The sequence below is a fragment of the Terrabacter sp. RAF57 genome (assembly GCF_052113925.1).
GTDB lineage: Bacteria > Actinomycetota > Actinomycetes > Actinomycetales > Dermatophilaceae > Terrabacter.
Genome location: NZ_JBFRDT010000012.1, coordinates 47,562 through 71,346 on the forward strand (window position 1 = coordinate 47,562; position 23,785 = coordinate 71,346).

Genomic DNA, 23,785 nt, shown 5'->3' on the forward strand with positions numbered 1-23,785 from the left:
TCGGGCACAGTCGATTTCGCACCAGGGAGGTGCCCGGTGGCGCTCTCGGAACACGAGGAAGCACTTCTCCAGCAGATGGAGGAAGCCCTCTACGCCGAAGACCCTCGATTCGCCTCGCGGATCGAGAAGACGAAGTCGCGCGGTCTCGGCCGTGGACGCCTCGTCGCCGGCGTGGTGGCCGCGGTCGTCGGCCTCGCCCTGGTCGTCTTCTCGGCGATGAGCAGCAGCATCTGGCTCGGTGCGGTCGGCTTCGCCATCATGGTCGCGGGCATCGTCTACGCGATCACCCCGTCGAAGACGAAGCTCGCAGCCGTCGCCAGCGACGGCACCACCAAGCCGCGGGCCGGCGGCAAGGCCAAGGCCGCCTCAGCCAAGCAGGGCACCTTCATGGAGCGCCTCGAGGAGCGGTGGGAGAAGCGCCGCCGCGACCAGTGGTGACGCGCCGCTGACCGGCTCCACACCCACGAACGCAGACAGGACCCCGACGGAGACCGTCGGGGTCCTTCACCTGTCCAGACCGTGTCTGACGAGAGCCTCGCGGGTCAGGGGCGCGTGGCGTAGACGCCGAGAGCCCACGTCGCGATCATCGCGAACGCCGTGACCAGCTCGATGCCGATGTTGAGGGCCACCGCGCGGATGGCCTGGGTCGTCGCGTGCCAGGCCGGTGCATGCCCCCGGTGCTTGGCCAGCTCGAGGACGTAGATCGTCAGGACGAACCCGAGGGGCCCGCCCACGACGGGCACGACGAAGAAGCCCACCACGGCGACGACCAGCGCCACCGCGACGATGACCCCGTCGACGCCCGCGGTCTTCATCCGCCGCCCGGGGACGAGGTACTGCGCGACGAGGCCCACGGCATACAACAGGGTCGCGATGCCGAAGACGAGCCAACCCGGCCCGTCCTGACGTTCGAACGCCCACACGAGCGTCGCACCCCAGACCAGCAGCAGCCCCGGCAGCACCGGCACGATGATGCCGACGGTGCCCACGATCATCGCGAGCAGAACGAGGACGTTCGTCGCAGTGATCACGGGGCAGCCGTCGGCGGCGTGCGGATCAGGATGGGGTCAGGAGGGGCCGGGTCGGAGATCGCCTCTGGACTCAGTGTTCGTCCACGGGAGCAGATCCCGGGACCTCGGTGAGTCGTTCCGTCTCGTCGCGGATGTCGAGAGCCTTGTCCTTCAGCGCCGGGAGGTGCTCCCGTCCGTGGTGCGCGCAGAAGAGCAGCTCTCCGCCGGAAACGAGGCGGGCGCGGATGTAGGCCTGAGCCCCACATCGGTCGCAGCGGTCAGCAGCAGTCAGTTCGGGTGCCAGTGCTGTCGTCATCGTATTTCGCCTCTTTCCTCCCTCGGGGGTCCCCCGGAGGGAAACCCTGCCATGTACCTACGACGCCCGATCGGTCCATCCGGTGGACCTCTCGCGCCTCGTGGACGTTCCAACAGTGAATCACGTCGAAACCTTCCCGATGGTGAGGCTCGGTCAGTGAGACGCCCGCCGGAGCAACATCGTTACGTGTCAGTGATTCGCCGCGCCGCCCAGATACGGATTGGAACGCGTCTCCCGACAGGGCTCGCGGGGCTGCCGGGGCTGGTGACCGACTCGTCCGTGAGGTCCGTCACCCGGGGGAGCCGCGAGCCTCCCGAGGGCGGTCGGTGGCGGTGGCTAGGCTTCCCCTGCCAGCCCTCCACAGCCCGACCGCTGGCCGCACACCGACGGAAAGAGAACGACACACCGTGGCCTCCGCCTCACGACCCGCTCCCTCCGGCAACGGCGACTACACCGCCCGCCACCTCCAGGTCCTCGAGGGCCTCGAGGCCGTGCGCAAGCGCCCCRGCATGTACATCGGCTCGACCGACCAGCGCGGCCTCATGCACTGCCTCTGGGAGATCATCGACAACGCGGTCGACGAGGCACTGGCCGGCGTGTGCACCGACATCGAGGTCATCCTCAGCGGCGACGGGTCCATCGAGGTCCGTGACAACGGTCGCGGCATCCCCGTCGACATCGAGCCCCGCACCGGACTGTCCGGTGTCGAGGTCGTCTTCACCAAGCTGCACGCGGGTGGCAAGTTCGGTGGCGCGTCGTATGCCGCCACCGGTGGTCTCCACGGGGTCGGCGCCTCCGTCGTCAACGCCCTGTCCGCGCGGCTCGACGTCGCGGTCGACCGCGGCAGCAAGACGTACGGCATGAGCTTCCGGCGCGGCGAGCCCGGCACGTTCGCCGACCGCACGGCGGTCCACTCGCCCGACTCGGAGTTCACGCCCTACGAGAAGAAGAGCGCGCTGCCCGTCGTCGGCAAGGCCAAGCGGGGCGTCACCGGCTCGCGCGTGCGCTTCTGGCCCGACCGGCAGATCTTCCTCAAGGACGCCGAGCTCGACTACGACGCCATCCTCGGACGCGCCCGCCAGACCTCCTTCCTCGTCCCCGGCCTGCGCCTGGTCATCCGCGACGAGCGACGCCTCAAGGGCACGCCCGGCGAGGAGGGCACCGTCGAGGAGGTCTTCCAGCACGACGGCGGCATCACCGACTTCGTCGAGTTCCTCGCGCCCGACACCCCCATCACCGACGTGTGGCGCCTCGAGGGCTCCGGCACGTTCACCGAGACCGTCCCGGTCCTCGACGTCAACGGCCACATGACCCCGACCGAGCTCGAGCGCGAGTGCGGTGTCGAGGTCGCCCTGCGCTGGGGCCAGGGCTACGACACGAAGGTCCAGTCCTTCGTCAACATCATCACCACGCCCAAGGGCGGCACCCACGTCACCGGCTTCGAGCAGTCCATCGTCAAGGTGTTCCGCAAGCAGCTCGAGGTCAACGCCCGTCGCCTCAAGGTCGGCAACGACAAGCCCGAGAAGGACGACATCCTCGCGGGCATGACCGCCGTCGTCACGGTGCGCCTCGCCGAGCCGCAGTTCGAGGGTCAGACCAAGGAGGTCCTCGGCACCAACGCCGTGCGCGCCATCGTGGCCAAGGTCGTCGAGACGGAGCTGACCGACCGCCTCACGTCGACCAAGCGCGGCGACAAGGCGCAGGCGGCCCTGCTCCTCGAGAAGGTCGTCTCCGAGATGAAGTCGCGCATCAGCGCCCGGCTGCACAAGGAGACCCAGCGGCGCAAGAACGCCCTCGAGAGCTCGACGCTGCCGTCGAAGCTGCGCGACTGCCGCACCACCGACGTCGAGCGGTCCGAGCTGTTCATCGTCGAGGGCGACTCGGCCATGGGCACGGCCAAGGAGGCCCGCAACTCCGAGTTCCAGGCGCTGCTGCCGATCCGGGGCAAGATCCTCAACGTCCAGAAGGCGTCGGTCTCCGACATGCTCAAGAACGCCGAGTGCGCCTCGATCATCCAGGTGATCGGCGCCGGCTCGGGTCGCAGCTTCGACCTCGGCGCGGCGCGCTACGGCAAGGTCATCATCATGACCGACGCCGACGTCGACGGCGCCCACATCCGCACGCTGCTGCTGACGCTCTTCTTCCGCTACATGCGTCCGCTCGTCGACGCCGGTCGCGTCTACGCCGCCATGCCGCCGCTGCATCGGCTCGAGGTCATCAACGCCGGCGCCAAGAAGAACGAGCTCATCTACACCTTCAACGAGCCGGAGATGCGCCGCACGCTGGCCCGCCTCGAGAAGTCGGGCAAGAAGATCAAGCAGCCGATGCAGCGCTACAAGGGTCTCGGCGAGATGGACGCCGACCAGCTCGCCGACACGACGATGGACCCGCGTCACCGCACGCTGCGCAAGGTGACGATGCGTGACCTCGAGGCCGCCGAGCGCGTCTTCGAGCTGCTCATGGGCAACGAGGTCGCACCGCGCAAGGACTTCATCATCGAGTCCGCGGCCGAGGTCGACCGCGAGCGGATCGACGCCTGAGCGCAGCGATCCAGGCCCCCGACGTGTCCGTGGGGTGACGGGACCACCGGCGCGGCACAGCATGCCGTGCTTACGATGTGTCCCTGCCGGCGCGACTCCCTCCGCCGGTACGCGTCGAGAAGGGGAATCGATGGTGGGCAACGTCAACGCCGAGGAGTCGGTCGCCGACGAACGGTCCGGCGCGCTCGACGCGCTCGACGAGCCGGGCGCGCAGCCCGACACGGGTCAGGGCGCCCCGTCGGACGAGGTCGACGGCACGAGCTTCACCGTCGCGCTCCCGAGCCCGGCCGCACCGGACGACGCTGCCGTCCCCGACGAGCCGGACCAGCTCTCGGGCTCGCCCGACGCCCCCGACGAGGACGTCGCCGTGGCCGGCATCGACATCGCTCCCGACCGCACCGCACCGGGACCGACGCGCTACCTCACGCCCGACGAGCTGCACTGGGCCGCCGAGACGATCGAGGCCATCTCGACGGCCTTCGCCTCGAAGGTGGTCGGCCAGGCACGTCTGCAGGAGACCCTGCTCATCGCCCTGATGACTGGCGGCCACGTCCTCCTCGAGAGCGTGCCCGGGCTGGCCAAGACGACCGCGGCGCAGACGATCGCGCAGGCGGTGGGCGGGTCGTTCCACCGCATCCAGTGCACCCCGGACCTGCTGCCGAGCGACATCGTCGGCACGCAGGTCTACAACCAGCACTCCGGCACGTTCGAGACCCAGCTCGGTCCCGTCCACGCCAACTTCGTCCTCCTCGACGAGATCAACCGCAGCAGCGCCAAGACGCAGTCGGCGATGCTCGAGGCGATGCAGGAGCGCCAGACCTCCATCGGTGACCGCAGCTACGCGCTGCCCGACCCGTTCCTCGTCCTCGCCACCCAGAACCCCATCGAGCAGGAGGGCACCTACCCGCTGCCCGAGGCGCAGATGGACCGCTTCATGCTCAAGGACGTCCTCGACTACCCGTCGCCGGCGGAGGAGGCCGAGGTGCTGCGGCGCATCGACTCCGGCATCTTCCTCACGGCGTCCGAGCCGGTCGTGTCCGTCGCCGACGTCAAGCGGCTGCAGGGGCTCGTCGGCCGGGTCTACATCGACCCGGCGATCGTCAACTACGTCGTCGGCATCGGCTACGTCACGCGGCACCCGCGCGACTACATCGAGCCGCGCCTCGCCGGCTACGTCGACTTCGGGGCGAGCCCGCGGGCGAGCATCGCCTTCACGAGTGCGGCGCGGGCCCGCGCCCTCGTCGACGGCCGCAACCACGTCGTCCCCGACGACGTCAAGGCGCTGACGCACCGGGTGCTGCGGCACCGCGTCACGCTCGGCTTCGAGGCGGCTGCCGACGAGGTCGCCGTCGAGAGCATCATCGACGCGATGGTCAACGGGATCCGCACCCCCTGACCGGGGAGCCGGACGACGGACGCGACATGACGACGACGCTGCTGACGAGGGTGAAGAGCAAGCTCTTCGTCCACGCGCGCCGCAAGTCACGCAGCCTCCTCGAGGGGGAGTACGCCTCCGTCTTCCACGGTCGCAGCCTCGACTACGACGACCTGCGCGACTACGTCCCGGGCGACGAGGTGCGCGACATCGACTGGCGGGCCACCGCCCGCAGCCAGTCGCCGCTCGTCAAGCGCTACGTCGCGACGCGCAAGCAGAACCTCATGCTCGTCATCGACACCGGCCGTGGGATGGCGGCCACGACCCGCAGCGGTGAGCCGAAGAAGTCGGTGGCCATCGCGGCGGCCGGCCTCGTCGGCTACCTCGCGCAGCGCCACGGAGACCTCGTCGGGCTCGTCCGCGGCACCGCCGGCTCGACGGTCGCGCACGACCTGCGCGGCTCCGAGGCGYACCTCGAGCTGTTGCTGCGCGCCGTCGACGCGGCGACCGTCCTCGACGGCGACCAGAGCAACCTCGCGACGCAGCTGCGCTGGATCGTCCGCAACGTCCGCCGCCGCCTCGTGCTGCTCGTCGTCGCCGACGACAAGGAGCTCGACCCGGCGCTCGACGAGCTGCTGCGCCGTCTCCACGTCCAGCACGAGATCCTCTGGATCACCGTCGAGGACGCCGACCCCACGGCCATCGAGGGGGACCGGACGGCATACGACGTCGCCGACACGTACACGCTGCCGACGCTGGTGCGGCTCGACCCGCGGGTGCGCGCAGCGTATGCCGCCTCGGTCGCCGAGCGCGTGCAGCGCACGACCGAGCTGCTCGACCGCCGCGGGATCAACCATGCCCGTCTCGGGTCGTCCGACGAGGTCGTCGCGACGGTCTTCGCCCTGCTCGAGAGGCAGCGTCGTGCGCGCCGCTGACGCCCCACCGCCGGGCTTCTACGCTCCCGACCCGTATGCCGCGACGTGGCTCTGGATCGGGGTCGGCGCGCTCGTGCTCGTCGCCGCCTGGTACGTCTGGGTGTGGTGGTCGACGCGCGAGAAGAAGGTCGTCGTCCCGCCACGCATCACGTCGGACCGGCTCTCACGCCTGCGCGCCGACTACACCCGGCAGATCGACCTCGTGCTCGACCGGGCCGCGGCCGGCGAGATCAGCCAGCGCCGGGCGCACCAGCAGCTCAGCGTCCTCGTGCGCCACTTCGTCCAGGAGGTGTCGGGGATCCACGCCCCGACGATGACGCTCACCGAGCTCAACGCGACGGGATCCCGGCTGACCCCGGTCTCGGAGGTCGTCGGATCGCTCTATCCCGGTGAGTTCGGCCCGCGTGAGACGGCGACCCTCGTCGGGGCGGGCACCGTCGCCAAGCAGGTGGTGGCGCGATGGAGCTGAACGGCCTCGACCTCAAGTGGCCGGGCGTGCTCAGCCTGGGGACGCTCCTCGCGGCCCTGCTCGCGTATGCCGTCTACCGGCTCATGTCCCGCCGGCAGGCACGTGCGTCGGCGGCGGTCGCCAACTCGAGCGCGCTGACCGAGCTGCCGGAGTACCGCCGGGCGCTGCGCCTGCACCGGATCCGGATGGCCGTGCTCGTGTCCAGCGCCGTGCTCCTCGGCGGGGCGGCCCTCGTGGGCGCAGCCCGACCGCTCGACACCACCATCGACAAGCCCCAGACCCGCAGCCGCGACATCATGCTGTGCCTCGACATCTCCGGCTCGATGGCCGCCTACGACGCGACCCTCGTGTCGACGTTCAAGACGCTCGTCTCGAGCTTCGAGGGCGAGCGGATCGGGCTCGTCATCTTCAACTCGTCGGCCGCCACGGTCTTCCCGCTCACCGACGACTACGACTTCATCAACGGGGAGCTCGACTCCGCGGGACGTGCGCTGACGGGCGACCCGGAGTACGACTCCTTCTTCGCCGGCACCTTCAACGGCCGCGGCACCTCGTTGATCGGCGATGGGCTCGCGACCTGCGTCTCCAGCTTCGACAAGGTCGACGTCCAGCGCGCCCGCTCGGTCGTCTTCGCCACCGACAACCACCTCGCCGGGCGGCCGATCATCGACGTCGACGAGGCCGGTGCGCTGGCCAAGGCCAAGGGCGTCCGCGTCTACGGGCTCAACCCGGAGGAGGACGGGGCCGACCAGGAGGCGGTGGAGATGCGCGACATCGTCACCGGCACCGGCGGACGCTACTTCGCGATGAGCGACCAGGCGGCCATCAAGGGCATCGTCGACGCGGTCCAGGCCCAGGAGGCGACGCTCATCGACGCCGCCTCCCGCGCCCTCTACTCCGACAACCCGACGCTGCCGATCACGCTCGCCGGGATCGGGCTCATCGGCGTCATCGGTGCGAGTCGGAGGTGGGCGTCGTGACTCTCCTGCCCGTCGCCCCGTGGCCCGTGCTGCTCGTCCTCGCGGTCGGGGCGCTCGCCGCCGTGTGGTGGAACCCGTCGTCGCGCTCGGTGCCGGGGGAGTCGCGGGCGACGCACTGGCGCCTCACGGGTGCCGTCGTGCTCCTCGGGGTCGCCGCGCTGCGTCCGGCCGTTGCGGGTGAACAGGTCGACACCACCGCCGCCAACCTCAACGTCTACTTCGTCGTCGACACGACGAGCAGCATCATCGCCGAGGACTACGGCGACGGTCGCCCGCGCATCGACGGCGTCTCCTCGGACATCTCCGCCATCGCGAAGGCTCTTCCGGGTGCCCGCTACTCGGTCGTGACGTTCGACCAGGACGCTCGGGTGCGGCTGCCGCTGACGACCGACACGACGGCCCTCGACGCGGCTGTCGAGACGTTGCTCCCGGAGTCCTACGAGGTCTCCAGAGGCACGTCCGTCAGCGAGGCGAACGACCGCCTCAAGACGCTGCTCCAGCAGGCCGACGCGCGCACTCCCGAGCGCGGGCGGGTCGTCTTCTACTTCGGCGACGGCGAGCAGACGGCGCAGGACCCTCCGGCGCCCTTCGACATCGACAAGCGGCTCATCAACGGTGGAGCCGTCCTCGGCTACGGCACCACCGAGGGCGGCCGGATGAAGGCCACGCGGTCGCGTTTCGACACGACACGCGACTACATCAAGGACCCCGCGACCGGTGAGGACGCCCGCTCCGTCGTCAGCGAGGACACGCTGCGCACGATCGGCGACCAGCTCGGCCTGAGCTACGTGCACCGCGAGGCGGGCGACGCGATCGGCCCCGCCGTGGCCGGCATCGACCTCGAGCGCTTCGGCACGAGCGAGCAGATCGAGAAGCAGAAGGTCATCGCCCGCCGCGAGCTCTACTGGCCGCTGCTGCTCGGTGTGGCCGGGATCGCCGCGTGGGAGGTCGGCGCCGGCATCACGGCGCTCGCCCAGACCCGCCGCCGGAGGGAGACGCGCCCATGACGATCCTCGACGAGCGACCGGCACGCGCGGACAAGGTCCCCGCGGAGGGCGTACGCCGCCGGTTCCGCCTGCGCCGACGTGACCGTCGCCCACTCCCGCCGCACCTGCGTCGGCGACGCCGGCGGCTGCTGCTCGCGTCCGCTCCCGTCGTCGTCCTGCTCGTCCTCGTGGCGCTCAGGCTCATCTCGCTCAACCTCGTGCATGCACAGACGCTCGACGCCTACGAGGCCGGCGACAAGCCGCGCACCCTGACCTGGGGCGAGCGGCAGGGGTGGGTGAACGTCGTCGAGCAGTTCCGGTCGCCCTTCGCGATCGGGGACGCCCACGTCCTCTCGGGGCACTTCGAGCTGGCGCGTCCGTGGTTCGAGCAGGCCTTCGAGCAGGTCCCCAAGGGCGGGATCGACGACTGCAAGGTGCGCGTCAACCTCGGCCTGACCTACGAGGCCCTGGGCGACGCTGCGAAGGCGCGCGAGCGCACCGACGAGTGGAAGCAGTACTACGACAAGGGCATCACGATCACGAAGGAGAGGCCCCGGCTCTGCGATGCGCCCGAAGGCGGCCAGACCGGCGAGCAGCTCCAGCAGGCGCAGCAGCGGATGGAGCAGAAGAACTCCGACGCACCCCCTGACCAGCAGCCCCCCGACAACCCGCAGCAGCAGCCGGGGCCGGGTCAGCAGCCCGCACCCACGCCCGACCCCGGGAACACCCCGAGCCAGGAGGAGCAGGACTACCTCCAGGAGCAGCAGCGGCAGAACACCATCGAGCGCAACCAGCAACAGCAGCAGGGCAACGACGACACCGTGCCCGGCGACGGGTCGCAGACCGTCCCCAAGCCCTGGTGAGCGATCCCGTCCCGATGCGTGGTTAGAACCACGCCTCGACGATCGTCGCTCGGTGCTCGTGCACCTCGACCGCCTTCTTGCCGCAGGACTCGGGGCGCGTGCGACCGGCGGGCTCGCGCGTCACGCGAACGTGCCAGCGGCGCCCGTCGGCGTGGGTGACGGTGACGTCCCAGCCGTCGTCGACCGCCTCGGGGGCGTCGGCCCACAGCGCGGCGAGGCGGGTCTCGCCCGTCTCGGCGCGGACGTGGGACTCGGCGCACTGCGACGGACCGGCGAGGCCAGAGCGGCCTCGGTCGTGAAGCGGGCCGAGCAGCTCGGCAGGCAGGTGCCCGGACTCGCTCGCTCCGAGGAGCCACTCCGACGCCCGCTCGTCGAGGCGCGCGAAGGTCTGTCCCCACGGCAGGAGGACGGCAGTCGGCGCGAAGCGGTGACCACCGGTGTGCGACACCTCCCACGCCCGGCCGGGGGCGACCCGCGCGGCGTGGGCGGCGAGCGGGCGTCCTCGGACGGCGCAGCATACGTCGCGACGACCGTTGGTGCACACGAGCAGCGTGGGCTCAGCGGGGCGTGAGCCGAGGAGCGAGGCCTGCACGAGGGCGCGGCTGCCGCGGGCGAGGGCGCCCCAGTCGAGTCCCAGCAGGTCGCCGACGTGGTCGACCTCGGCGACGAGCAGCCAGGCGTCCTCGGGACGCGCACCGGCGTGCGCGACGAACACGTGGCGGGGGCCGTCGTTGGCCGGATGGCCGCCCGGGCGTCGGATGAGCATGAAGCGCCCACCTGCCCGGCTCGTGCGGCCCTCGAGCTCGGCGCCGAGCTCTCGGTCGAGATGCGACTCGCGTGCCGCGTCGCGGCCCCACGGGCCGGGCTGCTCGACGATGACGAAGAAGCGCGCCGTGGCCGCCGTGCCGTAGGCGCTCGTGCCGTCGTGGTCCCAGAGGACCGAGCACGCGTCGGAGGCCGGGGTGCCGTATCCGGTCGTCGCGGGGTGCTCGGCGTGCTCGGGTTCGGCGTGCTCGGGTTCGGCGTGCTCGGTCGACAGCGTTGTCTTCGGCGCCTCAGCCGAGCCGGCCGAGCCGGCCGAGCCGGCCGACTCGGCCGACGTCGGGGGGTCCGCGTCGGGCGCGGGCGCTCCGGAGATCGCGTCGACGACCGACGTCACCTTTGCGGACGCGGCGGCCGTGGCTGCAGCCGCGGCCGCCGCAGCGCGGCGGGCGGCCTTGCCGCCGGGAGGCGGGGTCACGCGTCGCCGCCGTCGGACGGGGCGTCGCCATCGCCGAGGGCATCCTCGGTGACCGCGAACCCCGACTCCACGTCGGTGGACTGGGAGGTGGCGGGTGGGGCCGCGACGTGCGCGATGACCGCGGCCGTCGGGACCCCCGAGCCGTCGCGGCGACCGTCGGCGGGCGGCAGCTCGATGGCGACGCCGTTGGCGGCGGCGGCCCGGGCCGGGGTGTTGCCGGCGAAGGCGAGCACGAGCGTGTCCTCACCCTTGAGGAAGCGGTGGCAGCGAACGCCACCGGTCGCGCGTCCCTTCGGGGGGTACTCGGCATACGGCGTCACCTTGAGCGACCCGCCCTCGGTGCCGGGCAGCGCACCCGACGAGCCGGACGACGTGACGACGACACCCTCGCGGGCGGGGTCGGCGACGCCGAAGAAGGCGACTCGGGCGCCGGCGGCGAGCTTGATGCCTGCCATGCCGCCGGCCGAGCGGCCTTGTGGGCGAACGGACTTCGCCGCAAAACGCAGCAGCTGTGCGTCGGTCGTGACGAAGACGAGGTCGAGGTCCTCACGGTCGGCGACCGCGGCTCCGACGACGCGGTCGCCGTCCTTGAGGCTGATGACGTCCCAGTCGTTGCTCTTGGGTGCCTCGGACGTGACCCGCTTGACGACACCGGCCGCCGTGCCGACGGCGAAGACCGGTGCGTCGGCACCGATCGGCACGATCGTCACCGGCTCCTCGCCCTTGCCGAGGTCGACATACGCCGCGAGAGGCGCGCCGCCCGACAGGGTGGGGGAGCCGTTGGTCGGCGGCAGGGTCGGCAGGTCGAGCGCCGAGAGGCGCACCATCCGGCCGGCGCTCGTCACGAGCCCGAACTCGCCGCGTGCGGTCGTGCGGACGGCGCCGATGACGACGTCGTGCTTCGAGCGTGAGCCCTCGGCGGTGACCGGCTCGGCCGTGCCGGTGCGGGCCAGCAGGCCGGTCGAGCTCAGCAGGACCCAGCACGGGTCGTCGGCGATCTCGAGCGGCGAGGCGGCCGTCGCGGTCGCGCTGGCACCCGAGCTCTCGAGGAGCACCGTGCGACGCGGGGTGCCGTGCGCCTTGGCGACGTCGGCGAGCTCGGTCGACACGAGCTTGAGCAGCAGCTTCTCGTTGTCGAGCAGGGCGCGCAGCTCCTCGATGGCGCGCTCGAGCTCGGTCTTCTCGTTCTCGAGCTCGATGCGCGAGAACTTCGTGAGCCGGCGCAGCTGGAGGTCGAGGATGTACGTCGCCTGGGCCTCGGAGAGGTCGAAGACGTCCATGAGCCGCGCGCGGGCGGTGCCGGCGTCGTCGGAGCCGCGGATGACCTGGATGACCTCGTCGATGTCGACGATGGCGATGAGCAGTCCCTCGACGAGGTGCAGCCGCTCCTCGCGCTTGGCCAGGCGGTGGGCGGTGCGTCGGCGCACGACGTCGGTGCGGAAGTCGACGTAGACCTTGAGGAGGTCCTTGAGGCCCATGGTGCGCGGTTGGCCCTCGACGAGCGCAACGTTGTTGATGCCGAAGTTCTCCTCCATCGGCGTCAGCTTGTAGAGCTGCTCGAGGACGGCGTCGGGGTTGAAGCCGTTCTTGATCTCGATGACGAGGCGCAGGCCGTGCTGTCGGTCCGAGAGGTCCTTGAGGTCGGCGATGCCCTGCAGCTTCTTGCCCTGGACGAGGTCCTTGACCTTGTCGATGACCTTCTCTGGTCCGACGAGGTAGGGCAGCTCGGTGACGACGATGCCCTTGCGCCGCGGCGTGATCGACTCGATGCGTGCCGTCGCCCGGGTGCGGAAGCTGCCACGTCCGGTGAGGTAGGCGTCGCGGATGCCCTCGAGGCCGACGATCTTGCCGCCGCAGGGCAGGTCGGGCCCCGGGACGAACTTCATGAGGTCCTCGAGCGAGCACGTCGGGTTGGCGATGAGGTGCCGCGCGGCGCCGATGACCTCGACGAGGTTGTGCGGGGGCATGTTCGTGGCCATGCCCACCGCGATGCCGGCCGCGCCGTTGACGAGGAGGTTGGGGTATGCCGCGGGCATCACCCCGGGCTGGAGCTGGGTGTCGTCGTAGTTCGGGACGAAGTCGACGGTGTCCTCGTCGAGGCCCGCGACCATGAGCAGCGCGGCGTTGGCCATGCGCGCCTCGGTGTAGCGGGCCGCGGCCGGACCGTCGTCGAGCGAGCCGAAGTTGCCGTGACCGTCGATCAGGGGCAGGCGCAGGGTGAACGGCTGCGCCATGCGCACGAGGGCGTCGTAGATCGCCTGGTCGCCGTGCGGGTGGTACTTGCCCATCACCTCGCCGACGACGCGCTGGCTCTTGACGTGGCCGCGGTCGGGACGCAGCCCGAGCTCATTGGCCCCGTAGAGGATGCGTCGCTGGACGGGCTTGAGCCCATCCCGGGCGTCGGGCAGCGCCCGGCTGTAGATGACGCTGTAGGAGTACTCGAGGAAGGCGTTCTGCATCTCCTCCTCGACGTCGATGCCGACGATCTTCTCCTCGAAGTCCTCCGGTGGAGGCGGGGGGGTCTTTCCACGGGCCATGCCGGGTGGTGCTCCTTGCCGCTAGCGGGTGAACACCCCATCTTCGCGCAGGGTGATCACGGGTTCTCACCTGCCACGCCGAAACGGCCCCAGTGGGCCACGTCGCGACCGGTGCGCCGGTGCCGTCGGAGGCTCGGGCTCCTGGGTCCCGGGACGGCATACCCGATCGACACGACGCCCACGATGCTGCGCGTCCAGGGGATGCCGAACGCCTCGTGGACGGCGGCGTGGCGTTCCGGCGGCACCCCGAAGAAGAGGCTGCCGAGGCCCTCGTCGGTGGCGGTGAGCAGGATGAGGAGCGAGGCCATGCCCGTGTCGACGTCCCAGTAGGGTACGGGCCAGCGCGCCTCGTCCCGGTCGGTCCAGCCCTTGTCGGGCGCCGCGTAGCGGTCGAGGTAGGCGTCCTTGTGCGAGAGGCACAGCACGAGCACCGGAGCGGTGCGTATGCCGTCGAGCCAGGGGTCGCTCGCCGCGCCGGGCTCCGTCGTGGCCGCCCAGAAGGCGTCCCGCTCGGGCGGTGTCGTCAGCACGACGAAGTCCCAGCCCTGGCTGAACCCGGCACTGGGGGAGCGCACCGCGTTGGCGAGGCAGCGCTCCACGACCTCGCGCGGGACCTCCCGGTCGGGGTCGTAGCGACGGACCATGCGTCGGGAGCGGACGACGTCGGTGAACTCCATGCGACCACACTCCCATCTCCCGGGGCCGCGCAGCCCGACGTGACACGATGAGGGCATGGAGGGTGGCGAGCTCAGCGACGACACCGGTGCGATCGAGCGGGTCTCGGCGCAGGCCACGGGTGCCCCCGTCGAGTGGGAGGCGGACGTCGTGCTCCGGGACGGCACCGTGGCGCACGTCCGGCCGATCGCGCCCGACGACGCCGACGGCATCCGCCACTTCCACAGCCTCCAGTCGGAGGAGTCGATCTACCTGCGCTTCTTCGCCCCGCTGCGCGAGCTGAGCGCCCGCGACCTCCACCGCTTCACGCACGTCGACCACCACGACCGGGTCGCCCTCGTCGCGACGCTCGACGGCGAGATCATCGGCATCGGCCGCTACGACCGCATCGACCCGACGTCGGCCGAGGTCGCCTTCAACATCTCGGACCACTACCAGGGCAAGGGCATCGGCTCGGTCATGCTCGAGCACCTCGCCGCCATCGCGCAGGAGATGGGCATCAACCGGTTCGTCGCCGAGGTGCTGCCGCAGAACCGCAAGATGCTCACCGTCTTCAAGGAGGCGGGCTACGAGGTCACGCACCACATCGAGGACGGCGTCGTCGAGGTGTCCTTCGACATCTCGCCGACCGAGCAGAGCAAGGCCGTCCAGCTCTCGCGCGAGCACCGAGCCGAGTCCCGCAGCATGCACACGATCCTCTTCCCGGAGCGGGTCGCGATCATCGGCGCGAGCCGGCGCGAGGAGTCGATCGGTGCCCTCGTCATGCGCAACATCCTCGCCGCGGGCTACCGGGGCGAGCTCTACCCGATCCACCGGGTGGCCGACCGGATCCAGGGACTCTCGGCCTACCCGAGCATCCACGAGGTCCCCGAGCCCGTCGACCTCGCGATCGTCGTCGTGCCGGCGGCGCAGGCCATCGAGGTCGTCAAGGACTGCGGCAAGGCTGGGGTCAAGGCGCTCCTCGTCCTGTCGGCCGGGTTCGCCGAGGCGGGCGAGGAGGGGGTCCGCCTGCAGGAGAAGCTCCGTCGTCGAGTGCGCCGCGCCGGCATGCGCATCGTCGGACCCAACAGCTTCGGGCTCATCAACAACGACCCGTCCGTGCGCCTCAACGCCACTCTCGCCTCGGTCATCCCCGACTCGGGTCGGCTCGGCCTCTTCGCCCAGAGCGGTGCGCTCGGGGTCGCGGTGCTCGCCTCGGCGGCCCGCCGCGGCCTCGGCATCTCGGTGTTCGCGTCGGCCGGCAACCGCGTCGACGTCTCGGGCAACGACCTCATGCAGTACTGGATCGACGACCAGGAGACCGACACCGTCGGCCTCTACCTCGAGTCGATGGGCAACCCACGCAAGTTCTCGCGCATCGCCCGGGCGCTCGCGGCCGTCAAGCCCGTCGTCGTCGTGAGCTCGGGGGTGTCGAGCTTCGCGGCCCCACCCGGACACCGCACCCGCGTCACCAACGTGCCCCCGCAGGCGTTCGACGCGCTGCTGCGCCAGGCCGGCGTCATCCGGGTCGAGAACGTCCACCAGCTCTTCGACGTCGCCCAGCTGACGCTCCACCAGCCGCTCCCGAAGGGCGACCGCGTCGCCATCGTCGGCAACTCCGACGCCCTCGGGGCGCTGAGTGCGAGCGCGTGCGTCAGCTGGGGACTGCGGGTGACGCACGGCCCCGTCTCGCTGCCGCCGCAGGCCTCGGCCGAGGAGTTCGCCGCCGCGCTCGACGCGGCCTTCGCCGACCCCGAGGTCGACAGCGTCGTCGCCGCCTTCATCCCGCCCCTCGTGACCCAGGACGAGGAGGTGCACATGGCGGTCCGCACCATCGTCGCCGACCACGAGAAGCCGTGTGTCGCGACGTTCCTGGGCATGCGGGGTGTCGGTGACGGTCTCTCCTACGAGCAGCACGGCATTCGGCGGTCGGTGCCGGCGTACTCGATGCCCGAGGACGGCATCCGGGCACTCAACGCCGTCACGCGGTATGCGCTCTGGCGCCAGCGCGACCGCGGCACCCAGGTCGCCCCGGTGGGTATCGACCGGCTCCGTGCGGAGTCGCTCCTCGAGGGCTATCTCGCGGGCAGTCCCGACGGACGCGCGCTGACGCGCGAGGAGGCGCGAGACCTGCTGGGCGCCTACGGCATACGAGTCTGGCCGGCCGTGGAGGTCGCGGGCGTCGACGCGGCGGTGGCCGCCGCCGACGAGCTGACCTACCCCGTCATCCTCAAGTCGACCTCGCCCGTCGTGCGTCACCAGCCCGGCCTCGTCGGGGTGCGTGGCGACCTCGTCGACGCCGAGGCCGTCCGTGACGCGCACACGTCGCTGACCCAGCGTCTCGGCCCGCTCGGGGCCGACCGGTTCGTCGTGCAACGGATGGCCGTGCCCGGCGTGTCCTGCGTCATCCGCGCCAGCGAGGACCCGCTCTTCGGTCCGGTCGTCAGCTTCTCCGTCGCCGGGCCGCCCACCGAGCTGCTCGGTGACGTCGCGCACCGCATCCCGCCGCTCACCGACGTCGACGTCACCGACCTCATCGACAGCGTCAAGGCGGCGCCGCTCCTCAGCGGCCACCGCGGCGCCGCGCCGGTGCACCGGGCGGCGCTCGCCGACCTCATCGCGCGGCTGTCGGTCCTCGCCGACGACCACCCGGAGCTGTCCTCGGTCGAGCTCAACCCCGTCAACGCCTGGACCGGCGGGGTCGACGTGCTCGGTGCCGAGGTCGTCGTGCGGCCGGCCCTCGTGCGCAAGGACCCGGGCCGGCGCCGGATGACCTGACGCAGCACGGTGTGGACCGCTCGGAGAGGTCACGGACGCGCTGGTGCAAGGATGGGGGCATGCGACGCGTCACCCCGGGCACCGGCCGAGCCCTTCCCGAAGACCTCACCGAGGCGATCACCCGTGCCGGCTACTACCCCTCGCTCGTCTGCGACGTCGTCGAGTCGGCGATCGCCGACGACGAGGTCGTCTCGCACCTCGTGCACCAGGAGACGACCTTCGACCACGAGACGGTGCGCCGTCACGTGACCGTGCTCGTCGTCACCCCGCAGCGGCTCGTCATCGCCCATGCCGACGACCACGCCGAGTCCGAGGACAAGCTCATGGCGACGGCCACGACCGAGACGGTGCCCCTCGCCGCCGTCCGGGGGGTCATGCTGACCCACGTCGTGGCGCAGCCCGACACCTTCGCGCCGGGCACGCACGGCCGTGACCTCACGCTGACACTCGGGTGGGGCGCGGTGAGCCGGCTCGACATGATCCCTGCCGCCTGCGGCGACCCCGACTGCACGGCCGACCACGGCTTCGAGGGCACCATCGCCTCCGACGACATCTCGCTGCGCATCAGCTCGGCCGCCGACGGTGAGGACGCCGTGGGTCGGGCCATGAGCTTCGCCCGGGTGCTCTCCGCGAGCATCGGCGGCGGCACGGCCCGCTGACCAGCGCACCGTGGCCGACGACGTGACCGCCCACGCGCCGACGCCGACCGACTGGTCGGCGGGCACCCTGGCCTCCGTGCTCCCGTCGGTCGCCGACCGACTCGGGGTGCCCGCGTATGCCGGCCGCGACGTCTTCGAGCTACCCACCGTCCCGCGCACCGTCGTCGTGCTCGTCGACGGGCTCGGTCACGACCTGCTGCGCCAGCGCAGCGGCCACGCACCCTTCCTGCGCAGCCACCTGGGCACCGCCCACCGGGTGCCGTGCGGCTTCCCGACGACGACCGCGACCTCGATGGGGACCTTCGGCACCGGCCTTCCCCCTGGCTCGCACGGGCTCGTCGGCATGCAGGTGCTCGATCCGGCCACCGACCGGCTGCTCAACGAGCTGTCCTGGGAGGACGGTCCCGACCCCCGCGCCTGGCAGCCGAACGAGACCGTCTTCGAGGCCGCCGAGAACGCCGGCGTCTCGGTGACGATGGTGGGTCCGCACTACTTCGACGGGTCGGGCCTGACCACCGCCGCGCTGCGCGGCGGGCGCTTCCGGGCCGGACGCACACTCGACGACCGCGTGTCGGCCGCCGCGTCAGCCGTGCGGGCCACGCCACGAGCCCTCGTCTACCTCTACTGGGGCGACGTCGACAAGATCGGCCACGTCCACGGCTGCCAGTCGTGGCAGTGGGGCGACGAGGTGGAGTCGGTCGACGCCGCGCTGCGACAGCTTGCTGCTCGCGTGCCGGACGACACCTCGATCGTCGTCACGGCCGACCACGGCATGGTCGACGTGCCCTTCCACGACCGGATCGACCTCGTGCACGAGCCCGGTCTCATGGCAGGCGTGCGCCATCTCGGCGGCGAGCCGCGCAACCTCCAGCTCTACGCGGAGCCCGGCGCCGCCGCCGACGTCGAGGAGGCGTGGGCAGCCCGTCTCGGTGACCGTGCCCGGATCCTCACCCGTGAGCGCGCCGTCGACGAGGGGTGGTTCGGCCCGGTGCGAGCGGGGGTCGAGGGCCGCATCGGCGACCTGCTCGTCGTCACCGAGGGGTCCTTCGCCGTCGTCCACTCGGGGCTCATGCGCCGCGAGGTGGTCGCGCTGCTCGGGCTGCACGGCTCGACGAGCGACGCGGAACTCGCCGTGCCGGTGGTCGTGGTGCCACCCCGCCGCGGCGCCTAGGGTGGTGCCTCGTGGCTGAGCTCGTCTTCTTCTCCGGGACCATGGACTGCGGCAAGTCGACCCTCGCCCTCCAGATGGACCACAACCACGGCGCACGGGGTCGCGTCGGTCTCATCTTCACCAAGATGGACCGCGCCGGCACCAACGTCCTCAGCTCGCGGCTCGGTCTGTCCACCGGGGCGCTCGAGGTCCGCGACGACCTCGACTTCTGGGAGGCGATCGTCGACCGGGCCACTGCGGGCACCCGCATCGACTACCTCATCTGCGACGAGGCCCAGTTCTACACCAGCGACCAGGTGGAGCAGCTGGCGCGGATCGTCGACGAGATGGACGTCGACGTCTTCGCCTTCGGCATCACCGCCGACTTCCGCACCGAGCTCTTCCCGGGCAGCAAGCGGCTCATCGAGCTCGCCGACAAGGTGCAGGTGCTCCAGGTGGAGGCGCTGTGCTGGTGCGGCCGTCGGGCGACGACGAACGCCCGAGTCATGGACGGCGTCATGGTCGTCGAGGGGGAGCAGGTCGTCGTCGGCGACACGAAGCCGGGCACGACCGGTCTCGTCGAGTACGAGGTGCTCTGCCGGCGGCACTACATGCGACGGATGACCTCGCACGCCGCACGGGCCGCCGCGATCTCGCCCGAGGTGCTGCCCTTCGACCTCGACGTGTGCCCGCTGCCGCCGCTGCCGATCACCCAGGCCGACTAGCAGCGTCCGTCACTCACCGATGGCGTATGCCGTCCCGCGGGCTCCCGAGGGCCGCTCACCCGGGTGCAGCGGCCCCGAGCCCATCGGGCGCGGCTGGCGTGTGAGGCGCCGCGCCGTCAGTCGTTCTTGCGGCCGAACATGATGTCGTCCCAGCTCGGCACGCTGGGCCGTCCCGACTTGCGCGCCGGAGGAGCGGGTCGGGGGACGGGCTTGGCCGCCGGGGCCGCGGCCCTCTGCTCGACGACGTCGTAGCCGTCGTCGTCGGGCTCGGCGGACTCGTCGCCGTCGTCGGCGTCGGGGGACCGCTCGGACTGCGCGGACTGCGCGGACTGCGCGGACGGCGCGGACTGCGCGGCGGGGACACGTGACAACCGTCGGGCGTCCTCGCGTCGGCGCATGGCCGGACGCAGCGGCTGCTCGACGGGGACGGGCTCGGACGGCGTCTCGTCCACGACGTCGTCCGCGGCGTCCGCCTCGACGTCGCCGAGGTCGATCTCGTGGGTGCCGTGCTGCTCGGCATCCGACTCGGGCTCGGAGGCGGGCGCGCGCTCGGGCTCGTGGGTGCCGACGGATCCGGGCTCGGCCGGCGCCGGGTCCGCGTCCTGGTCCGTCGTCGGCTCGGGCGCCTGCCGCACCGGCTGGGTCGGCTCGGTACGGCGTGCCTTGCGGCGGGCGGCGTCGACCCCGACGCGCTGCTCGACGGATCCGGTCTTGACGACCTCGGGGTCGTCCTCCGGGTGCGTGTGCGCCGGCGGGGGCAGCTCGTCGCGGGGGTCGCCGGCGAGCTCTTCCAGCGGCAGTGCCTCCTCGGGCGCCTCGTCGAGACCGGGGACCTCGGTGGACTTGGGACGGCGACGCCGGCCGCGCTGGGCGCTGCGCTCGCGCATGGCCGCCATGAGGTCGACGGTCTCGCCCTCGCGGCGGCGCATCGTGGAGGCGCCGACCCCACCCTCGGCCTCGACGTCGTAGACGCGGCTCGGACGGTTCGAGGCGCTGAGGTGCGGGGCCGGGATCGGGCCGGGAACCTGCTGGTCCTCGTCCTCGCTCAGCCAGCGGGCCTCGTCGTCGACGGCCGAGACGGTGCGGGCGAGTGGGTCGTACTGCCAGGCGGCCTCGCGCTCGCGACCACCGGCGGTGAAGAGCAGCAGGACGGTCCAGGCGCCCTTGTCGGTGCGACGGGAGTCCCAGCGTGCCGTGACGGAGTCGATCTCGCGGGTGCGCAGACGCTCGGTGACGCGCGCATCGAGGGTGGGTGCTGCACCGTGGGAGCCGCCGCGCGGGCGCAGCCGGACCTGGCGGGCGAGGCCGGCCACGTGCTCGCGCTCGGCGAGGATCGGGCCCTCGTAGCGGTGCACCTTCTCGACGGGCCAGCCGGCGCGCTCGGCGACCTCCTCGGCGGTGAGTCCGGCCCGGATCATCGCCTGGACGTCCTTGGGCCGCAGGCCTCCCGAGATCTCGATCTGGAGCTGGCCGAGCCGCGGTCGGTCGCGCCGCACCGCGGCACGGAGCGAGTCGTCGAGGGGGACGGAGAAGCGGTGGCCCTCGTCGTCGGCCAGCAGCAGGTGCAATCCGTCCTCGTGGACGCCGACGAGCCTGAGGTGCTGCATGGGTGGGTCTCCCGGTACCGAGTCTGCGTGGTCCTGCCGTGATGGTGCCCGGTGGCTCGCGTCGCGCGACGTGATGTCGCGTCCCGAGGGGCCGGCCGTGCGCCGTGCTGTCGAGCATGCCACCGGGCCGGGTGCCCACCAAAGCGACCACGCCGCACGGGTACCGTTTGCTCTGGCATGCCTACCTCATTCGCGTCCGCGCAGCTCGCCCTCGACCTCGTCGGCGTGTTCGTCTTCGCGCTCTCCGGCGGCCTCGTGGCCGTCAAGAAGCGTTTCGACCTCTTCGGGGTGCTCGTGCTGGCCTGTGCCGCGGCCCTCGGCGGCGGCATCCTGCGCGACCTGCTCATCGGCGACATCCCGCCGGTCGGCATCAGCGACTGGCGGCTGCTGACCGCCGCGGCGCTCGGCGGTCTCGTCACGTTCCTCTTCCACCCGGGCGTCGAGCGCATCACCCGGTTCGTCCGGGTCCTCGACGCCGCCGGCCTCGGGGCCTTCGCGGTCGCGGGCAGTCTCAAGGCCGTGACGACGCTCGGGGTGTCGCCGATCGCGGCCGTCCTCGTCGGCGTCATCACGGCGGTCGGGGGCGGGGTCGTGCGCGACCTGCTGGCGGGCCAGGTGCCCGAGGTGCTGCGCCGCGAGCTGTATGCCGTCCCGGCCACGCTCGGGTCCATCGTCGTCGTCGTCGCCGCCCAGCTCGGCTCGCTCCAGGACTGGGTGCTCTGGACCGCCGCGGGTCTGGTCTTCGCCCTCCGGATCCTCGCCGTCCGCCTCGACCTCAACGCCCCGACCCCGTTGCGCTCCAACCCGACCTGACGACGGCGCACCACCGCCGACCCGTCCCACGAACCCTTTCACCCACCGATGGCGGAGACATGACACCTGACGCAGCACCGAAGTCCGACGAGCCCCAGCCCTCGCCGCTCGAACCGTACGACGCCGTGATCCTCCTCGGCTTCGGTGGTCCCGAGGCGCCCGACGAGGTCATGCCCTTCCTGCGGCGGGTCACGGCCGGACGCGGCATCCCCGACGAGCGTCTCGAGGCCGTCGGTGAGCACTACCACCACTTCGGTGGCCGCAGCCCGATCAACGACCAGAACCGGGCGCTCATCGCGGCCCTGCGCGCCGAGCTCGACGCGCGCGACATCAGCACGCCGATCGTCTGGGGCAACCGGAACAGCGAGCCCTTCATCGACGACGCCCTGCGCGAGAGCCACGCGGCCGGCCACCGCCGTGTCGTCGCCCTGACGACGAGTGCCTACTCGTGCTACTCCTCCTGTCGGCAGTACCGCGAGAACCTCGCGGACGCCGCGGCCACGGTGGCCGAGGACGGTGTCGAGCTGCAGATCGACAAGGTGTCGCAGTACGCCCGGCGTCCCGGGTTCGCAGCCGCCAACGCAGGCGAGCTCGTCCGGTCACTGCGGACGCTCGACGGCGCGCCGGACGCGGAGATCGCGCTGCTCTTCGTCACGCACTCGATCCCCGATGCCATGGACGACACGTCCGGACCGGGCGACGGCGAGGGCAACCTCTACCAGCGCCAGCACCTGGCGCTCGCGTCGCAGCTGACCGAGGAGGTCAACCGCGTCCTCGGCCGCGACCTGACGGGCGAGCTCGTCTTCTGCTCGCGCTCGGGTCCGCCGACCCAGCCGTGGCTCGAGCCCGACGTCAACGACCGGATGCGCGAGCTCGCGGCCGCCGGCGTCCGCACGGTCGTCACGGCCCCGATCGGCTTCGTCAGCGACCACATGGAGGTCGTCTACGACCTCGACACCGAGGCGCAGCAGACGGCGGACGAGCTCGGCCTCACCCACGTGCGGGTCCCGACCGTCGGCACCGACTCCGTCTTCGTGCGCGATCTCGTCGACGCCCTGCTCGAACGCGCGGCGCAGGCCCGCGGTGAGGACGTCCCACCGTTCGAGGGTCGGATGCCGTCGGTGTGCGCGCCCGGGTGCTGCCCCAACCTGCGCCAGGCCCGTCCGGCCCTGTGCGGCAGCGACTGAGGGCGCCGCGATGACCACCGCACGCCCCGTTCCCGCGCTGCCCGACGGAGTCACGGTCGAGGAGCTCGAGCGGCTCTGCGTCGAGGTCGCCGTCGAGGCCTCGCGCTTCATCCGAGACGAGCGCCCGCCCCGGATGGGTGTCGCCGCGACGAAGTCGACCGAGACCGACGTCGTGACCGTCATGGACCGACGCTCCGAGGAGCTGCTCCACCGGCTCATCCAGGCCGCCCGCCCCGACGACGGCATCCTCGGCGAGGAGGGTGCCGACGTCACCGGGACGTCCGGTCTGACGTGGGTCCTCGATCCCATCGACGGCACCGTCAACTACCTCTACGAGATCCCTGCGTATGCCGTGTCCGTGGCCGTCGTCGTCGGGGACGCCCACTCCCAGGGTGGGTGGACCCCTGTCGCGGGCGCCGTCGCCGACCCCTGCCGCCGCCTCGTGCACCACGCCGGCCGGGGCACCGGCGCCTGGACGAGCCCCGAGGACCCGACCGAGTCCGTGGCTCCGGAGCGTCTGTCCGTCTCGGCCGAGGACCGCCTCGCCCGCACCCTGCTCGCGACCGGCTTCGGCTACGCCCCTGAGGTGCGCGCCCGACAGGCCGAGGTGCTCCGGCGGGTCCTGCCCCTCGTCCGCGACATCCGACGCATCGGCAGCGCTGCTCTCGACCTCGTGCGGGTGGCCGAGGGGTCCGTGGACGCCTACGCCGAGACCGGGCTCAACGCCTGGGACCTCGCGGCGGGCTGGCTCGTCGTCGAGGAGGCCGGGGGCGTCGTCGTCGGCGCGGGAGAGGAGCCCGGGTCGGCGCCCGGCACCGCCCTCACCGTCGCCGCGGGGCCCGCTCTCGCCGAGCAGGTCCGCGCCCTCTTCGTCGCGCCGGTGGACGCAGGCTGACCGTCACGCGCGTGCGCACAGGACATACGACGACGCCCCACCCGGCCGTGCCGGCTGGGGCGTCTG

General features: G+C 71.8%; 21 protein-coding genes. 15 read left to right on the forward strand and 6 right to left on the reverse strand.

From position 1 onward, the window contains the following. Nucleotides 1–36: 36 nt before the first annotated feature. A complete protein-coding gene (locus tag AB4Y83_RS14615; RefSeq protein ID WP_082620078.1) occupies nt 37–438 on the forward strand; it encodes a DUF3040 domain-containing protein in 402 nt (133 codons plus the stop codon). A gap of 104 nt (nt 439–542) precedes the next feature. On the opposite strand, the gene AB4Y83_RS14620 is transcribed toward AB4Y83_RS14615, so the two are convergent. Together AB4Y83_RS14620 and AB4Y83_RS14625 are read right to left on the reverse strand one after the other, a co-directional pair. Further along, a complete protein-coding gene (locus tag AB4Y83_RS14620; RefSeq protein ID WP_442297329.1) occupies nt 543–1,031 on the reverse strand; it encodes a DUF456 domain-containing protein in 489 nt (162 codons plus the stop codon). A 70-nt stretch (nt 1,032–1,101) separates the two neighbouring features. Beyond that, nucleotides 1,102–1,326: a DUF7455 domain-containing protein gene (locus tag AB4Y83_RS14625; RefSeq protein ID WP_028785799.1), complete on the reverse strand. Its 225-nt coding sequence runs from the start codon at nt 1,324–1,326 to the stop codon at nt 1,102–1,104. Nucleotides 1,327–1,733: 407 nt separating this feature from the next. Here AB4Y83_RS14625 and AB4Y83_RS14630 point away from each other — a divergent pair, with 407 nt between their 5' ends. From AB4Y83_RS14630 to AB4Y83_RS14660, 7 genes are all read left to right on the forward strand, one after another. Next, nucleotides 1,734–3,866, forward strand: a complete 2,133-nt coding sequence (locus AB4Y83_RS14630; protein ID WP_442297330.1) for a DNA gyrase/topoisomerase IV subunit B — start codon at nt 1,734–1,736, stop codon at nt 3,864–3,866. Nucleotides 3,867–4,248: 382 nt separating this feature from the next. Beyond that, nucleotides 4,249–5,262 (forward strand): AAA family ATPase, encoded by a 1,014-nt coding sequence (locus tag AB4Y83_RS14635; RefSeq protein WP_442297374.1) that lies wholly within the window; start codon nt 4,249–4,251, stop codon nt 5,260–5,262. Between the two features lie 26 nt (nt 5,263–5,288). Beyond that, complete coding sequence (locus AB4Y83_RS14640; protein WP_442297331.1) at nt 5,289–6,176, forward strand: DUF58 domain-containing protein; 888 nt, start codon at nt 5,289–5,291, stop codon at nt 6,174–6,176. Then, nucleotides 6,163–6,645, forward strand: coding sequence for a hypothetical protein (locus tag AB4Y83_RS14645; RefSeq protein WP_442275941.1), 483 nt, complete (start codon nt 6,163–6,165; stop codon nt 6,643–6,645). Before AB4Y83_RS14640 ends, AB4Y83_RS14645 begins: the two co-directional genes overlap by 14 nt. Beyond that, the gene (locus AB4Y83_RS14650) at nt 6,636–7,625 is read left to right on the forward strand and encodes a VWA domain-containing protein (protein WP_442275942.1); all 990 of its coding nucleotides are present in this window, start codon (nt 6,636–6,638) and stop codon (nt 7,623–7,625) included. Before AB4Y83_RS14645 ends, AB4Y83_RS14650 begins: the two co-directional genes overlap by 10 nt. After that, nucleotides 7,622–8,632: a vWA domain-containing protein gene (locus AB4Y83_RS14655; RefSeq protein ID WP_442275943.1), complete on the forward strand. Its 1,011-nt coding sequence runs from the start codon at nt 7,622–7,624 to the stop codon at nt 8,630–8,632. The genes AB4Y83_RS14650 and AB4Y83_RS14655 overlap by 4 nt, the downstream gene beginning before the upstream one ends. Continuing rightward, nucleotides 8,629–9,474, forward strand: coding sequence for a tetratricopeptide repeat protein (locus AB4Y83_RS14660; protein WP_442275944.1), 846 nt, complete (start codon nt 8,629–8,631; stop codon nt 9,472–9,474). The genes AB4Y83_RS14655 and AB4Y83_RS14660 overlap by 4 nt, the downstream gene beginning before the upstream one ends. Before the next feature lie 22 nt (nt 9,475–9,496). On the opposite strand, the gene AB4Y83_RS14665 is transcribed toward AB4Y83_RS14660, so the two are convergent. Genes AB4Y83_RS14665 through AB4Y83_RS14675 form a run of 3 tightly spaced genes read right to left on the reverse strand, consistent with a single transcriptional unit; the run spans nt 9,497 to nt 13,928 of the window. Further along, on the reverse strand, nt 9,497–10,714 hold the full coding sequence (locus tag AB4Y83_RS14665; RefSeq protein ID WP_442297332.1) for a sucrase ferredoxin: 1,218 nt from the start codon (nt 10,712–10,714) through the stop codon (nt 9,497–9,499). Beyond that, entirely contained in the window at nt 10,711–13,251 is a 2,541-nt protein-coding gene (locus AB4Y83_RS14670; protein ID WP_442275946.1) for a DNA gyrase/topoisomerase IV subunit A, read from the reverse strand. Before AB4Y83_RS14670 ends, AB4Y83_RS14665 begins: the two co-directional genes overlap by 4 nt. A gap of 56 nt (nt 13,252–13,307) precedes the next feature. Then, the gene (locus tag AB4Y83_RS14675; protein WP_442297333.1) at nt 13,308–13,928 is read right to left on the reverse strand and encodes a nitroreductase family protein; all 621 of its coding nucleotides are present in this window, start codon (nt 13,926–13,928) and stop codon (nt 13,308–13,310) included. A 55-nt stretch (nt 13,929–13,983) separates the two neighbouring features. On the opposite strand from AB4Y83_RS14675, the gene AB4Y83_RS14680 reads away from it, so the two are divergent. The 4 genes from AB4Y83_RS14680 to AB4Y83_RS14695 are packed head-to-tail and all read left to right on the forward strand — an operon-like array spanning nt 13,984 to nt 19,217. Next, nucleotides 13,984–16,683 (forward strand): bifunctional acetate--CoA ligase family protein/GNAT family N-acetyltransferase, encoded by a 2,700-nt coding sequence (locus AB4Y83_RS14680; RefSeq protein ID WP_442297334.1) that lies wholly within the window; start codon nt 13,984–13,986, stop codon nt 16,681–16,683. 59 nt (nt 16,684–16,742) lie between these two features. Then, a complete protein-coding gene (locus AB4Y83_RS14685) occupies nt 16,743–17,342 on the forward strand; it encodes a DUF5998 family protein (protein WP_056781029.1) in 600 nt (199 codons plus the stop codon). Nucleotides 17,343–17,352: 10 nt separating this feature from the next. After that, nucleotides 17,353–18,513, forward strand: a complete 1,161-nt coding sequence (locus AB4Y83_RS14690) for an alkaline phosphatase family protein (protein ID WP_442297335.1) — start codon at nt 17,353–17,355, stop codon at nt 18,511–18,513. Between the two features lie 11 nt (nt 18,514–18,524). Further along, the gene (locus AB4Y83_RS14695) at nt 18,525–19,217 is read left to right on the forward strand and encodes a thymidine kinase (RefSeq protein WP_020145510.1); all 693 of its coding nucleotides are present in this window, start codon (nt 18,525–18,527) and stop codon (nt 19,215–19,217) included. 116 nt (nt 19,218–19,333) lie between these two features. On the opposite strand, the gene sepH is transcribed toward AB4Y83_RS14695, so the two are convergent. After that, nucleotides 19,334–20,824 carry a septation protein SepH gene (sepH, locus tag AB4Y83_RS14700; RefSeq protein ID WP_442297336.1) on the reverse strand — a complete coding sequence of 497 codons (1,491 nt, stop codon included), beginning with the start codon at nt 20,822–20,824 and terminating at the stop codon, nt 19,334–19,336. 177 nt (nt 20,825–21,001) lie between these two features. Between sepH and AB4Y83_RS14705 the strand changes: the two genes are divergently transcribed. From AB4Y83_RS14705 to AB4Y83_RS14715, 3 genes are read left to right on the forward strand one after another with little or no spacing between them, the layout of a single operon-like run. Beyond that, the gene (locus tag AB4Y83_RS14705) at nt 21,002–21,637 is read left to right on the forward strand and encodes a trimeric intracellular cation channel family protein (RefSeq protein ID WP_442275951.1); all 636 of its coding nucleotides are present in this window, start codon (nt 21,002–21,004) and stop codon (nt 21,635–21,637) included. A gap of 59 nt (nt 21,638–21,696) precedes the next feature. Beyond that, entirely contained in the window at nt 21,697–22,824 is a 1,128-nt protein-coding gene (locus AB4Y83_RS14710) for a ferrochelatase (RefSeq protein ID WP_442297337.1), read from the forward strand. 10 nt (nt 22,825–22,834) lie between these two features. After that, a complete protein-coding gene (locus AB4Y83_RS14715; protein WP_442275953.1) occupies nt 22,835–23,719 on the forward strand; it encodes an inositol monophosphatase family protein in 885 nt (294 codons plus the stop codon). Nucleotides 23,720–23,785: the final 66 nt, after the last annotated feature.